The organism is Pseudomonas sp. IT-P2 (assembly GCF_949767575.1).
GTDB classification, from domain to species: Bacteria; Pseudomonadota; Gammaproteobacteria; order Pseudomonadales; family Pseudomonadaceae; genus Aquipseudomonas; species Aquipseudomonas pharyngis.
In genome coordinates, this window is sequence record NZ_CATKQA010000044.1 from 483092 (window position 1) to 497029 (window position 13938).

Annotated in this window: 12 protein-coding genes; 5 read left to right on the forward strand and 7 right to left on the reverse strand. The window is 60.3% G+C overall.

The features are described 5' to 3' along the window. The first annotated feature begins 6 nt into the window (after window positions 1–6). Together recF and gyrB are read left to right on the forward strand one after the other, a co-directional pair. Entirely contained in the window at window positions 7–1110 is a 1104-nt protein-coding gene (gene recF, locus ACM6JM_RS21605) for a DNA replication/repair protein RecF (protein ID WP_003220208.1), read from the forward strand. 5 nt (window positions 1111–1115) lie between these two features. Continuing rightward, on the forward strand, window positions 1116–3533 hold the full coding sequence (gyrB, locus tag ACM6JM_RS21610; RefSeq protein WP_011331734.1) for a DNA topoisomerase (ATP-hydrolyzing) subunit B: 2418 nt from the start codon (window positions 1116–1118) through the stop codon (window positions 3531–3533). Between the two features lie 62 nt (window positions 3534–3595). On the opposite strand, the gene ACM6JM_RS21615 is transcribed toward gyrB, so the two are convergent. After that, window positions 3596–4312 (reverse strand): response regulator transcription factor, encoded by a 717-nt coding sequence (locus tag ACM6JM_RS21615; RefSeq protein WP_039764956.1) that lies wholly within the window; start codon window positions 4310–4312, stop codon window positions 3596–3598. Between the two features lie 166 nt (window positions 4313–4478). Between ACM6JM_RS21615 and ACM6JM_RS21620 the strand changes: the two genes are divergently transcribed. After that, window positions 4479–6020: a sensor histidine kinase gene (locus tag ACM6JM_RS21620; RefSeq protein WP_103385811.1), complete on the forward strand. Its 1542-nt coding sequence runs from the start codon at window positions 4479–4481 to the stop codon at window positions 6018–6020. 157 nt (window positions 6021–6177) lie between these two features. Here ACM6JM_RS21620 and ACM6JM_RS21625 read toward each other — a convergent pair whose 3' ends face one another. From ACM6JM_RS21625 to glyQ, 4 genes are all read right to left on the reverse strand, one after another. Next, window positions 6178–6957, reverse strand: a complete 780-nt coding sequence (locus ACM6JM_RS21625; protein WP_103385812.1) for a lysophospholipid acyltransferase family protein — start codon at window positions 6955–6957, stop codon at window positions 6178–6180. An 82-nt stretch (window positions 6958–7039) separates the two neighbouring features. Continuing rightward, entirely contained in the window at window positions 7040–7579 is a 540-nt protein-coding gene (gene gmhB, locus ACM6JM_RS21630) for a D-glycero-beta-D-manno-heptose 1,7-bisphosphate 7-phosphatase (RefSeq protein WP_166742338.1), read from the reverse strand. 4 nt (window positions 7580–7583) lie between these two features. After that, window positions 7584–9638 carry a glycine--tRNA ligase subunit beta gene (gene glyS, locus ACM6JM_RS21635; RefSeq protein WP_039764947.1) on the reverse strand — a complete coding sequence of 685 codons (2055 nt, stop codon included), beginning with the start codon at window positions 9636–9638 and terminating at the stop codon, window positions 7584–7586. Continuing rightward, window positions 9635–10588 carry a glycine--tRNA ligase subunit alpha gene (gene glyQ, locus ACM6JM_RS21640; RefSeq protein WP_003187265.1) on the reverse strand — a complete coding sequence of 318 codons (954 nt, stop codon included), beginning with the start codon at window positions 10586–10588 and terminating at the stop codon, window positions 9635–9637. The genes glyS and glyQ overlap by 4 nt, the downstream gene beginning before the upstream one ends. Window positions 10589–10669: 81 nt before the next feature. On the opposite strand from glyQ, the gene tag reads away from it, so the two are divergent. Together tag and ACM6JM_RS21650 are read left to right on the forward strand one after the other, a co-directional pair. Beyond that, a complete protein-coding gene (gene tag / locus ACM6JM_RS21645; protein WP_064592405.1) occupies window positions 10670–11227 on the forward strand; it encodes a DNA-3-methyladenine glycosylase I in 558 nt (185 codons plus the stop codon). 40 nt (window positions 11228–11267) lie between these two features. Further along, window positions 11268–12155: a lysophospholipid acyltransferase gene (locus ACM6JM_RS21650; RefSeq protein ID WP_064592406.1), complete on the forward strand. Its 888-nt coding sequence runs from the start codon at window positions 11268–11270 to the stop codon at window positions 12153–12155. Between the two features lie 51 nt (window positions 12156–12206). On the opposite strand, the gene ACM6JM_RS21655 is transcribed toward ACM6JM_RS21650, so the two are convergent. Both ACM6JM_RS21655 and trkA read right to left on the reverse strand, forming a co-directional pair. Beyond that, window positions 12207–12521: a tetratricopeptide repeat protein gene (locus tag ACM6JM_RS21655; protein ID WP_039764940.1), complete on the reverse strand. Its 315-nt coding sequence runs from the start codon at window positions 12519–12521 to the stop codon at window positions 12207–12209. A gap of 20 nt (window positions 12522–12541) precedes the next feature. Then, window positions 12542–13918 (reverse strand): Trk system potassium transporter TrkA, encoded by a 1377-nt coding sequence (gene trkA / locus ACM6JM_RS21660; protein WP_085667299.1) that lies wholly within the window; start codon window positions 13916–13918, stop codon window positions 12542–12544. Between the last annotated feature and the right edge of the window lie 20 nt (window positions 13919–13938).

Below are 13938 nucleotides of genomic sequence, written 5' to 3' on the forward strand. Positions count from 1 at the left end.
CTCTGGATGTCGTTAAGTCGCGTTTCGGTCACCGCGGTGCGCAATCTGCACCCGGTGACCTTCTCCCCCTCCCCCCGAATCAACATTCTTTACGGCGCCAACGGCAGCGGCAAAACCAGTGTTCTGGAAGCCATTCACCTGCTTGGGCTTGCCCGTTCGTTTCGTAGCACGCGGCTGTTGCCGGTCATCCAGTACGAGCAACTCGCCTGCACCGTATTCGGTCAGGTTGAACTTGCCGAGGGTGGCCATAGTGCATTGGGGATATCTCGCGATCGTCAGGGCGAGTTCCAGATTCGCATTGACGGTCAGAATGCACGCAGTGCGGCTCAACTGGCGGAGATCCTGCCGCTGCAGTTGATCAACCCCGACAGCTTTCGCCTGCTGGAGGGTGCGCCGAAGATTCGTCGGCAGTTCCTCGACTGGGGCGTGTTCCACGTTGAACCGCGGTTCATGGCCACCTGGCAGCGTTTGCAGAAGGCCTTGCGCCAGAGAAACTCCTGGCTGCGGCATGGTACACTTGACGCCGTTTCGCAAGCGGTTTGGGACAGGGAACTGTGCCAGGCCAGCGCTGAAATCGATGAATACCGCCGCGCTTACATCAAAGCCTTGAAACCAGTCTTTGAACAAACCTTGAGCGAACTGGTTGAGCTCGAAGGTTTGACGCTCAGCTATTACCGGGGCTGGGACAAAGACCGGGAATTGAGCGCCGTACTTGCCGGATCCGTGCAACGGGACCAGCAAATGGGTCATACCCAGGCCGGGCCACAACGGGCTGACTTGCGTCTTAGATTGGGCGCACACAACGCCGCGGACATCTTGTCCCGGGGTCAGCAGAAGTTGGTGGTCTGTGCGTTGCGGATTGCCCAGGGGCATCTGGTGAGCCAGGCCCGACGCGGCCAGTGTATTTATCTGGTGGATGACTTGCCGTCCGAACTGGACGAGAGCCACCGTCGCGCGCTGTGCCGCTTGCTGGAAGACTTACGCTGCCAGGTTTTTATCACCTGTGTAGATCACGAATTATTGAGGGAAGGCTGGCAGACGGAAACGCCAGTCGCTCTGTTCCACGTGGAACAGGGCCGTATCACCCAGACCCACGACCATCGGGAGTGAAGGCATTGAGCGAAGAAAATACGTACGACTCATCGAGTATTAAAGTGCTGAAAGGCCTGGATGCCGTGCGCAAACGTCCCGGTATGTACATTGGTGACACCGACGATGGCAGCGGTCTGCACCACATGGTGTTCGAGGTGGTCGACAACTCGATCGACGAAGCCCTCGCCGGCCATTGCGACGACATCAGCATCATCATCCACCCGGATGAGTCCATCACCGTTAAAGACAACGGCCGTGGCATCCCGGTAGACGTGCACAAAGAGGAAGGCGTTTCCGCCGCCGAGGTCATCATGACTGTCCTCCACGCCGGCGGTAAGTTCGACGACAACTCCTACAAGGTATCCGGCGGTCTGCACGGTGTAGGTGTTTCGGTTGTGAACGCGCTGTCCGAAGAACTGGTCCTGACCGTTCGCCGCAGCGGCAAGATCTGGGAACAGACCTACGTCCACGGCGTACCTCAGGCACCGATGGCGATCGTTGGCGACAGCGAAACCACCGGCACCCAGATTCACTTCAAGGCTTCCAGCGAAACCTTCAAGAATATTCATTTCAGCTGGGACATCCTGGCCAAGCGCATTCGTGAACTGTCCTTCCTCAACTCTGGTGTCGGTATCGTCCTCAAGGACGAACGCAGCGGCAAGGAAGAGCTGTTCAAATACGAAGGCGGCCTGCGTGCGTTCGTTGAATACCTGAACACCAACAAGACTGCGGTCAACCAGGTGTTCCATTTCAACATCCAGCGTGAAGACGGCATCGGCGTGGAAATCGCCCTGCAGTGGAACGACAGCTTCAACGAGAACCTGTTGTGCTTCACCAACAACATTCCGCAGCGCGACGGCGGCACCCACCTGGTGGGCTTCCGCTCCGCACTGACGCGTAACCTGAACAACTACATCGAGCAGGAAGGCCTGGCGAAGAAGCACAAAGTCGCCACCACCGGTGACGATGCCCGTGAAGGCCTGACCGCGATCATCTCGGTAAAGGTGCCGGATCCTAAGTTCAGCTCCCAGACCAAAGACAAGCTGGTGTCTTCCGAAGTGAAGACCGCGGTCGAACAGGAAATGGGCAAGTACTTCTCCGACTTCCTGCTGGAAAACCCGAACGAAGCCAAACTGGTTGTCGGCAAGATGATCGACGCCGCCCGTGCCCGTGAAGCCGCGCGCAAGGCTCGTGAGATGACCCGCCGCAAAGGCGCGCTGGACATCGCCGGCCTGCCGGGCAAGCTCGCTGACTGCCAGGAAAAAGACCCGGCGCTGTCCGAACTGTACCTTGTGGAAGGTGACTCCGCGGGCGGCTCTGCCAAGCAGGGACGCAACCGGAAGACCCAGGCCATCCTGCCGCTGAAGGGCAAGATCCTCAACGTCGAGAAAGCTCGTTTCGACAAGATGATCTCGTCCCAGGAAGTGGGCACCCTGATTACCGCGCTGGGCTGCGGTATCGGTCGCGAAGAGTACAACATCGACAAGCTGCGCTATCACAACATCATCATCATGACCGATGCTGACGTCGATGGTTCGCACATCCGTACCCTGCTGCTGACCTTCTTCTTCCGCCAGTTGCCTGAGCTGATCGAGCGCGGCTACATCTATATCGCCCAGCCGCCGCTGTACAAGGTCAAGAAAGGCAAGCAAGAGCAATACATCAAAGACGACGACGCCATGGAAGAGTACATGACGCAGTCGGCCCTGGAAGATGCGAGCCTGCACCTGAACGAAGACGCCCCGGGTATTTCCGGTGAAGCGCTGGAACGTCTGGTGAACGACTTCCGCATGGTGATGAAGACCCTCAAGCGTCTGTCGCGCCTGTACCCGCAGGAGCTGACCGAGCACTTCATCTACCTGCCGGCCGTCAGCCTGGAAATGCTCGGCGACCACGCCAAGATGCAAGACTGGCTGGCCCAGTACGAAGTCCGTCTGCGCACCGTCGAGAAGTCGGGCCTGGTCTACAAGGCCAGCCTGCGTGAAGATCGTGAACGTGGCGTCTGGCTGCCAGAGGTCGAACTGATCTCCCACGGCCTGTCGAACTACGTCACCTTCAACCGCGATTTCTTCGGCAGCAACGACTACAAGACCGTCGTCACCCTCGGCGCTCAACTGAGCACCCTGCTCGACGAAGGCGCGTACATCCAGCGTGGCGAGCGCAAGAAAGCGGTCACCGAGTTCAAGGAGGCCCTAGACTGGCTGATGGCCGAAAGCACCAAGCGCCACACCATCCAGCGATACAAAGGTCTGGGTGAAATGAACCCGGATCAGCTTTGGGAAACCACCATGGACCCAAGCGTGCGCCGCATGCTGAAAGTCACCATCGAAGACGCCATTGGCGCAGACCAGATCTTCAACACCCTGATGGGTGATGCGGTCGAACCTCGCCGTGACTTCATCGAGAGCAATGCTCTGGCGGTGTCCAACCTGGATTTCTGATCCCGGTCAGCACCAACGAAAAGGCCAACGCACCAGCGTTGGCCTTTTTTATTGCCTGCGATTCACTCCCCCGCTGCCACACTCTCCAACCGATACCCATACCCATAAATCGTCAGCAACTGCCAACCCCGATCCGCCGTCAGCCCGAGCTTGTTGCGCAGGCGATAGATATGGGTGTCCAGCGGTCGCGATGTCGACATCTCTTCGTGGGGCCAGAATCGTTCGTACAGATAATCCCGTGACAGTGGTCGGCCGAGGTTGCTGAACAGGCAATGGGCGAGACGATACTCGCGCTCGGTCATGACGATCGGTTTCCCGTCGCGGGTGACGGTCAGTTCGGCGTCATCGAACACCAGGTCATTGAAACGCAGAACCTCGGCCGGGGTGCTACGTTGCAGGCTGTGCCGGCGCAGCACCGCTGCAACTCGGGCTTTCAGTTCATTGGGCCGAAACGGCTTGCTGACGTAATCGTCGGCCCCCGCATTCAGGGCCTGAACGATATCGCTCTCGCCATCGCGGCTGGTGAGCATGATGGCGGCCGGCGGGGCTTCCATGTGTTCGCGGGTCCAGCGCAGCAGCGCCAGGCCGGTGAGGTCGGGCAATTGCCAGTCGAGGATCAGCAGGTCGAAGGTTTCCCGGCGCAACTGTCGCAGCAGGTCTTCACCGCTTTCGAAGCTGTGCAGTGACCAGGGCTGTCCTCCGGCCTCGGCCATTTGTTGCAGGGTCTGCTCGACCCGGCGCAGTTCGGCGGGTTCATCGTCCAGTATCGCAACGCGCATACGCGGTGGTTCCTTGTCGCTCGGGCAATGGGTGCCGACCGGATCGGCTCACTCCATGCAGTGAAAGTAAGCGGCACGCCGTGGGGTGAGCCGCTATGATTCTTCGGGTCTACGTCCTCAGACCGGCCGCCTATGAAACCATTCAACCCGCCCTGCCCTGTTGCCCATGAATAACCACCGCCGACATGAAAGCCGTGTACCCAGCCAGGTTCAGCGTTTGTTCCGGCAACTGGTGCGCGAGTGGGTGTGGATAAGTCTAGTGCTGTTGCCGCTGACTGCACTGCTTTCCTGGCGTGCGCAGATCAATTTGCATGATCCGGCGCCGTTGATGGGCGCGGGACTTTCAGTTGCCTTGGTCGCTTGCGTACTTGGGTTGCTGCTGTGGCGCCCGCGTCTGGCACTCTGGCTGACATTGGGCGGGATGGCCTGTGTGCTGCTGACCAGTGCAGGCCTGGCTGAAATGCGGCGTTGGTGGTCACCCACGCCTGCGGTGCTGGGCATGCTGTTCGGCTATCTGATCTGGAACTGGCGACGCCTGAGTGTGGTGCTGACCTACTTCGGCTGGGAGCTGGCGCGGCTGGACAGTGAACCGAAAGTCTTCCCTGAACGACGTCGGGCGCAGTTTCCCAGCGCCGATCGCTTGCAGGGGCAGATCATGGCGCTTGAGCAAGCCATGAGCCGCACCCGCGATACCCGCCGATTCATCGCCGACGGGCTGGAGTATCTGCCGGTCGCGACCCTGATCAGCGATCCACGGGGGCAAGTCTTGTTGGGCAATCGCAAGGCCCGGAGCCTGTTCGATCACAATCTGGTGGGCGAGGATGTGCTCGATCAACTGGCGGGCCTGGGCTACCCGGAGTTATCCACAGAGCCGCACCCGCCGCTGTCCGAGCTGCCTCTACTGGAGTTTCGTGACCATAAGGAACGTAGCCTGCGCCTGGAGCGGGCCGCATTGTTACCGGTTGATGGCGACCTGCCGATCGGTTGGCTCCTGAGTCTCACTGACCTCAGCGCCGAACGCGCCGCCGAGGAACAGCGCGGTGTGTTGCTGCGCTTCCTGTCCCATGACCTGCGCGCGCCCCATTCGGCGATTCTTGCCCTGCTCGATGTGCACCGACATCAGGCGGGAACGGATTCGCCGCTGTTCGAACAGATTGAGCGCCAGGTACGCAGGGCGCTGGAACTCACCGACGGCTTCGTTCTGCTGGCCCGTGCGGAATCCGAGGCGTACCAGTTTCAACCGAGCCTGTTCGGGATGCTGGTCATGGACGTTCTGGATCAGGCGTTGCCCATCGCTCAGCAAAAACGCATCGAGCTCCTGAGCGACATGGACGAGCAATCACAGGAGCGTCTGATTCTGGCCGATCAAGGCTTGTTGACCCGCGCCCTGTTCAACCTGCTGGAAAATGCAATCAAGTACAGCCCGGCTGGATCCACAGTGAATCTGCGTGTCAGTTGCGACAACGACTGGCTGCGTTGTGAACTGTCCGATCAAGGCAAAGGAATCGCTGCAGAAGAACTGCCTGACCTGTTCAGCCAGTACCGGCGGTTTTCCTCTGCGCAGGGTATCGATGGCGTGGGGCTTGGGCTCTCGATGGTCAAAGCGGTGATCGATCACCACGGCGGTCGGATCGAATGCCTGAGTGTGGTTGACCAAGGCACGACGTTCCTTCTGGAACTGCCACTGATCGCTGAAGAGCAGGCATAAAAAAACCGGCTATATCAGCCGGTTTCCTTACTTCCGAAAAAAACTTATGCACCTTTTACGGTGTTTTATCAGCTTCGGAAATATATAAGTAAATCAGTAAGTTAATTCGATAATTCGGGATTTTGCGAACAAACCGTACACAGGTTATCCACAAATCTCAGACAGCGATCTGATCGTTCGCAGCCGGTGCCTGAGGGGCCGGAGGCAGCGAGCCCATTTCCCGTTGCGTTTTCTCGTTCCACGCCTGCACCCGGTCATTCAGATCGGCGATGGCGCGCGGGCCACTACCCTCGGCGTACATCGGCTCACCGATGACCACGGTAATCACACCCTGCTTTTTACCCCAACCGATTTTCGGCCAGAACTTGCCGGCATTGTGTGCAATCGGCAGTACCGGAAGCCCCGCATTCACCGCCAATGCGCTGCCACTGCGGGAGAACTTGCCGATGGTGCCGTGGGGAACGCGAGTGCCTTCAGGGAAGATCAGCACCCAGACATTGTCCTTGAGCAGCTCGTCACCTTTCGCCGCCACCTGCTTGAGGGCGGCTTTCGGGTTGTCGCGGTCAATCGCGATCGGTCGCAGCATGGCCATGGCCCAGCCGAAGAACGGCACGTACAGCAATTCACGCTTGAGCACCTGGCTCAAGGGCGAGAAATAAGCGGAGAGAAAAAACGTCTCCCAGGTGCTCTGGTGGTTCGATTGAATCACACAGGGCCGGTCAGGCACGTTTTCCGCGCCTTTGACTTCGTAACGGATACCGAGAAATACCTTGGTCAACCACAAGGCGCAGCGGCACCAGTACACGTTGATGAAACGATAGCGCGCCTTGAACGGCAGAAAGGGCGCGATAAAAAAGCTCAGGCTGCACCACAGCAGAGCGGTGGTACCCAGCAGCAGGTAAAAGAGGAAGATTCTGATGGCCTGCAGTATCGACATGGCGACGTTTACCGTTACGGGCAATGCCCGACTGTTCAAGCGCACTCCCGATCAATCCCTGGTCAGGAACTTCAGAAGCACTCTAGTTGTGGATAAGTTCTGCGGCAATTGCCGCGAGATCGTCAAAAATCAGGGTGCCAACCGGCAAGGTCTTGGCCTGAGTCTTTTCGCCTTTCCCGGTCTTTACCAAAACGGGCTGTGAATCGACGGCTTTGGCGGCCTCCAGGTCACCAAGGCTGTCGCCGACGAACCAGACATTCGTCAGCGCGACGTTGTAATGCTGTGCGATGGTTTTCAACATCCCCGGTTTCGGCTTGCGGCAGTCGCAACCCTCATCCGGTCCATGCGGGCAATACACGATCAGCCCGACTTCACCGCCCTGCTCCGCTACCAGCGTGCGCAGGCGCGCGTGCATGGCATCGAGGGTGGCGAGGTCGTAGTAGCCGCGAGCAATGCCCGACTGGTTGGTGGCGACCGCCACCGTCCAGCCGGCCTTGCTCAACTGCGCAATCGCTTCGATCGAGCCGGGCAGCGGAATCCACTCCTCCACCGACTTGATGTAAGCGTCGGAGTCGTAATTGATCACTCCGTCCCGATCGAGAATCAGCAGTTTCAACAGCAATCCCTCAACCCAGCAGCGAAATGTCGGCAACGCCCAGGAACAGGCCCCGCAGACGCGCCAGCAGCGCGTAACGGTTGGCCCGCACATTGGCGTCGTCGGCATTGACCATCACCGCGTCGAAGAACGCATCCACCGGCTCGCGCAGTGCAGCCAGACGTGCCAGCGATTCGTTGTACTGACGCGCCGCAGCCATTGGCTGTACAGCCTGGTCCGCTTGCTGGATCGCCGAGTACAGCGAGAACTCGTTGGCGTTGTCGAAGTATTTGGCCTGGACTTCGGTCGGCACCGAGCCTTCCACCTTGCTCAACAGGTTCGATACGCGCTTGTTCACCGCCGCCAGCGCTGCCGCTTCCGGCAGTTTGCGGAAGGCCTGAACCGCTTGCACACGCTGGTCGAAGTCCAGCGCCGAACCCGGCTTCAGGGCACGCACCGACAGGTAGGTGGCGACATCCACGCCTTCGTCTTCGTAACGCGCACGCAGACGGTCGAAGATGAACTCCAGCACCGCGTCGTTCAGGCCGGCAGCCTTGACCTTGGCACCGAACGCATTCACGGCGAACGCCACGGCGTCGTTCAGGTCCAGATCCAGTTGTTTCTCGATCAGGATCCGCAGCACGCCCAATGCCGCACGGCGCAGGGCATACGGGTCTTTGCTCCCGGTCGGCAGCATGCCGATGCCGAAGATGCCGACCAGGGTGTCGAGCTTGTCGGCGATGGCCACGGCCGCACCGGTCAGGGTGGCAGGCAGTTCAGCGCCGGCACCGCGCGGCATGTACTGCTCGTTCAGCGCCAGGGCGACGTCTTCCGGCTCGCCGTCATTGAGGGCGTAGTAGTAACCGGCGACACCTTGCATCTCCGGGAACTCGCCGACCATTTCGGTGGCCAGGTCGCACTTCGACAGCAGGCCTGCACGGGCAGCCCACGAAGCGTTGCCGCCGATGCGTGCGGCGATGTACGCGGCCAGTTTCGACACGCGCTCGGCCTTGTCGTAGACGCTGCCGAGTTTCTCCTGGAACACCACGTTCTGCAGGCGATCGTTGAACGCTTCGAGCTTCTGCTTCTTGTCCTGCTTGAAGAAGAACTCGGCGTCGGTCAGGCGTGGGCGAACCACCTTCTCGTTACCGGCGATGATCTGCTGCGGGTCTTTGGATTCGATGTTGGCCACAGTGATGAAACGTGGCAGCAACTTGCCGTCGGCATCCAGCAGGCAGAAGTACTTCTGGTTGTCCTGCATGGTGGTGATCAGCGCTTCCTGCGGCACGTCGAGGAAGCGTTCCTCGAACGAGCACACCAGCGGCACCGGCCACTCGACCAGCGCGGTCACTTCGTCGAGCAACGCAGGAGGCACGATCGCGGTGCCTTCCTGACGGGTCGCCAGTTCTTCGGTGCGCTTGCCGATGATTTCGCGACGCTCGTTGGCATCGGCCAGCACGTAGGCGGCACGCAGGTCGGCCAGGTAGCTCGACGGCGAACCGATGCGCACGCTTTGCGGGTGATGGAAACGGTGGCCACGGGATTCACGGCCAGCCTTCTGCGCGAGGATCGTGCAGTCGATGACCTGATCGCCGAGCAGCATCACCAGCCACTGGGTAGGACGCACGAACTCTTCCTTGCGCGCACCCCAACGCATGCGTTTCGGGATCGGCAGATCGTTCAGCGAGTCTTCGACGATGGTCGGCAGCAGGCTGGCGGTCGGCTTGCCGGCGATGTTCTGGCTGTAGCGCAGTTTCGGACCGCTCTGGTCGATTTCGCTCAACTCGACGCCGCACTTCTTGGCAAAACCCAGTGCCGCTTGAGTCGGATTGCCTTCTGCATCGAACGCAGCCTGACGTGGCGGGCCGTCGAGGTTGATGCTGCGGTCCGGCTGCTGGGTGGCCAGCGCAGTGATCAGCACAGCCAGACGACGCGGCGCGGCGTAAACGGTTTTGCTCTCGTAATTCAGGCCGGCAGCCTGCAGGCCCTTGTCGATACCGGCAAGGAACGCTTCGGCCAGGGTGTTCAGGGCTTTGGGTGGCAGTTCTTCGGTGCCCAGTTCAACCAGAAAATCTTGAGCACTCATTGTGCAGCCTCCAGCTTGGCCAGTACTTCGTCACGCAGGTCCGGGGTTGCCATCGGGAAGCCCAGCTTGGCGCGGGCCAGCAGGTAGGCTTGGGCGACGGAACGCGCCAGGGTGCGAACGCGCAGAATGTATTGCTGACGCGCAGTCACCGAGATCGCCCGGCGCGCATCCAGCAGGTTGAAGGTGTGCGAGGCCTTCAGGACCATTTCGTAGCTTGGCAACGGTAGCGGCTGGTCGAGTTCGATCAGGCGCTTGGCTTCGCTTTCATAGAAGTCGAACAGCTCGAACAGCTTGTCGACGTTGGCGTGTTCGAAGTTGTAGGTGGACTGCTCCACTTCGTTCTGGTGGAACACGTCGCCGTAGGTCACTTTGCCGAACGGACCGTCAGCCCAGACCAGGTCGTAGACCGAGTCCACGCCCTGCAGGTACATGGCCAGACGCTCCAGACCGTAGGTGATCTCGCCGGTCACCGGGTAGCACTCGATGCCGCCCGCTTGCTGGAAGTAGGTGAACTGAGTCACTTCCATGCCGTTCAGCCAGACTTCCCAGCCCAGACCCCAGGCGCCGAGGGTCGGCGATTCCCAGTTGTCTTCGACGAAGCGGATGTCGTGGACCAGCGGGTCCAGGCCGACATGCTTGAGGGAGCCCAGGTACAGTTCCTGGAAGTTGTCCGGGTTCGGCTTCAGGACTACCTGGAACTGGTAGTAGTGCTGCAGACGATTCGGGTTTTCGCCGTAACGGCCGTCAGTCGGACGGCGGCTTGGCTGCACGTAGGCGGCGTTCCAGGTTTCCGGGCCGATGGCGCGCAGGAATGTCGCGGTGTGGAAAGTGCCGGCGCCTACTTCCATATCGTAGGGCTGAAGTACCACACAACCTTGCTCGGCCCAGTACTGCTGGAGCGCGAGGATCAAGTCTTGGAAGGTACGCACGGCTGGCGTAGGCTGGCTCACGAAATTCACCTGTTTCTTGGGCTGCGATTTAAAGAGCGGGAGTATACCCGATTCAGTCGCACCTCCACCCCCTGGAGCCTTATGCCACGCTGCTTTTGGTGCAACGAAGATCCGCTGTACATGGCTTACCACGATCAGGAGTGGGGTACGCCGCTACGCGATGCGCAGGGTTTGTTCGAGTTGCTTTTGCTCGAAGGGTTCCAGGCCGGGCTGTCGTGGATCACCGTGCTGCGCAAGCGCGAGCGATATCGCGAGGTGTTGTTCGGCTTCGACGTACAGCGCGTGGCGCAAATGAGCGACGCGGAAATCGATGAATTGATGCTCGATCCGGGAATCATCCGCAACCGCCTCAAGCTCAACGCGGCCCGGCGCAACGCCCAGGCCTGGCTGGCGCTGGAAGATCCGGTGGCGTTTCTCTGGTCGTTTGTGGATAACCGCCCGGTGATCAATCATTTCAAGGATCGCAGCGAAGTCCCGGCCATCACCCCGCAGGCCGTGGCCATGAGCAAAGGTCTGAAAAAAGCCGGTTTCACCTTCGTCGGCCCGACCATCTGCTACGCGCTGATGCAGGCCTCGGGCATGGTCATGGATCACACTCAGGACTGCGACCGCTACGCGCAGCTCGTCAACGGCGGTTAGAATGGCCGCCTCGCGCACAGCACAAGATCAGGAGTGACCTGTGGAAAAGTTTAAAGGCGCCATGCTGGTTGGCGCTCTGCGGCTGTTTGCCCTGCTTCCTTGGCGGGCCGTACAGGCCGTGGGTTCGGCGATCGGCTGGATCATGTGGAAAACCCCCAACCGCTCCCGCGATGTGGTGCGGATCAATCTGGCCAAATGTTTTCCACAGATGGACCCGGCCGAACGCGAGCGTCTGGTCGGCCAGAGCCTCAAGGACATCGGCAAGTCCCTGACCGAAAGCGCCTGCGCCTGGATCTGGCCGGCCCAGCGCTCCATCGACCTGGTACGCGAAGTCGAAGGCCTTGAAGTGCTGAAAGACGCGCTGGCCTCGGGCAAGGGCGTGGTTGGCATCACCAGTCACCTGGGCAACTGGGAAGTGCTCAACCACTTCTATTGCAGCCAGTGCAAACCGATCATTTTCTACCGGCCACCAAAGCTCAAGGCTGTGGATGAATTGCTGCGCAAGCAGCGGGTGCAATTGGGCAACCGCGTGGCGGCGTCGACCAAGGAAGGCATCCTCAGTGTCATCAAGGAAGTGCGCAAGGGCGGCCAGGTGGGGATTCCCGCGGATCCGGAACCGGCGGAATCCGCCGGGATCTTCGTGCCGTTCTTCGCCACTCAGGCCCTGACCAGCAAGTTCGTACCGAACATGCTCGCCGGTGGCAAGGCCGTCGGCGTATTCCTGCACGCCCTGCGTCTGCCGGACGGTTCCGGCTACAAGGTGATCCTCGAAGCGGCGCCGGAAGCCATGTACAGCACCGACACCGAAACGTCCTGCGCGGCAATGAGTCAGGTAGTCGAGCGTTATGTGGCCGCTTATCCGAGCCAGTACATGTGGAGCATGAAACGCTTCAAGAAGCGTCCGCCGGGCGAGGCGCGTTGGTACTGATCGGCGATGTGCAATTGTGGATAACCTGACAAAGCGGGTTATCCACAGCCGTTACGGCTTCTGCCGTTCGAGCTTCTTCAGAAACACCGTCATTTCCTTTTCGGCCTGCTTGTCGCCATGGGCCCGGGCCGCTTCCAGCCCCTGCTCCCACGCCTGGCGAGCAGCCGCCAGATCACCCAGCGCCAGTTGCGCCTTGCCCAGCAGTTTCCACGCCGCCGAATACTTCGGATCGAAGCCGACACAACGCTGGAAATGTTCGGCCGCTTTGGCGTTGTCCCCCAGATCCAGATAACCCTTGCCCAAGCCGAAGCGCAGCAGCGAGTTATCCACACCCTTGGCGAGCATTTTTTCCAGGGATTCGATCATCGGTTTCGCCTCTAGGTCGATCAGAAGAAACTCAGGCCCACGTGGAACAGCTTCTCCACATCGCGAATATGCTTTTTATCCACAAGGAACAGAATCACATGGTCGCCGGCGGCAATCACCGTGTCGCCATGGGCGATGATCACTTCTTCATCGCGGATGATCGCGCCAATGGTAGTTCCCGGCGGCAGCGCAATGTTTTCGATGGCCTTGCCGATGACCTTGCTCGACTTCGAATCTCCGTGGGCCACCGCTTCGATGGCTTCCGCCGCGCCACGGCGCAATGAGTGCACGCTGACGATATCGCCGCGCCGCACATGCGCCAGCAAGGTGCCGATGGTTGCCAGTTGCGGGCTGATGGCGATGTCGATGTCACCGCCCTGGATCAGGTCGACGTAGGCCGGGTTGTTGATGATCGTCATCACCTTCTTCGCGCCCAGGCGCTTGGCCAGCAGCGACGACATGATGTTGGCTTCGTCATCGTTGGTCAGGGCGAGGAAGATGTCGGCGTCGGCGATGTTCTCTTCCAGCAGCAGGTCGCGATCCGACGCGCTGCCCTGCAACACCACGGTGCTGTCGAGGGTGTCGGAGAGATAACGACAGCGCGCCGGATTCATCTCGATGATCTTCACCTGATAGCGGCTTTCGATGGCCTCGGCCAGCCGTTCGCCGATCTGCCCGCCACCGGCGATGACGATGCGCTTGTAGCTTTCGTCTAGCCGGCGCATTTCGCTCATCACCGCGCGAATGTTCGCACGGGCGGCAATGAAGAAGACTTCGTCGTCGGCCTCGATCACCGTGTCGCCCTGGGGAAGAATCGGTCGATCGCGGCGGAAAATCGCGGCCACCCGTGTTTCCACATTCGGCATGTGTTCGCGTAACTGGCGCAGCTGCTGGCCTACGAGCGGCCCGCCGTAGTAGGCGCGCACCGCGACCAGTTGTGCCTGGCCTTCGGCGAAATCGATCACCTGCAAGGCGCCGGGATGCTGGATCAGACGCTTGATGTAGTTGGTGACGACCTGCTCGGGACTGATCAGCACGTCGACCGGAATCGCCTCGTTCTGGAACAGCTGCTCCTCGCGGGTCAGATAAGACGCTTCGCGCACCCGGGCAATCTTGGTCGGGGTGTGGAACAGGGTGTGAGCGACCTGGCAGGCAACCATGTTGGTTTCGTCGCTGTTGGTCACCGCGACCAGCATGTCGGCGTCGTCGGCACCGGCCTGACGCAGAATGTTCGGCAGCGAGCCTCGGCCCTGCACGGTGCGGATGTCGAGGCGATCGCCAAGATCGCGCAGACGGTCGCCGTCAGTGTCGACCACCGTGATGTCATTGGCCTCGCTGGCCAGATGTTCAGCCAGCGAACCGCCGACCTGTCCCGCACCGAGGATGATGATTTTCATCCAGTCACTCCATTGAATCC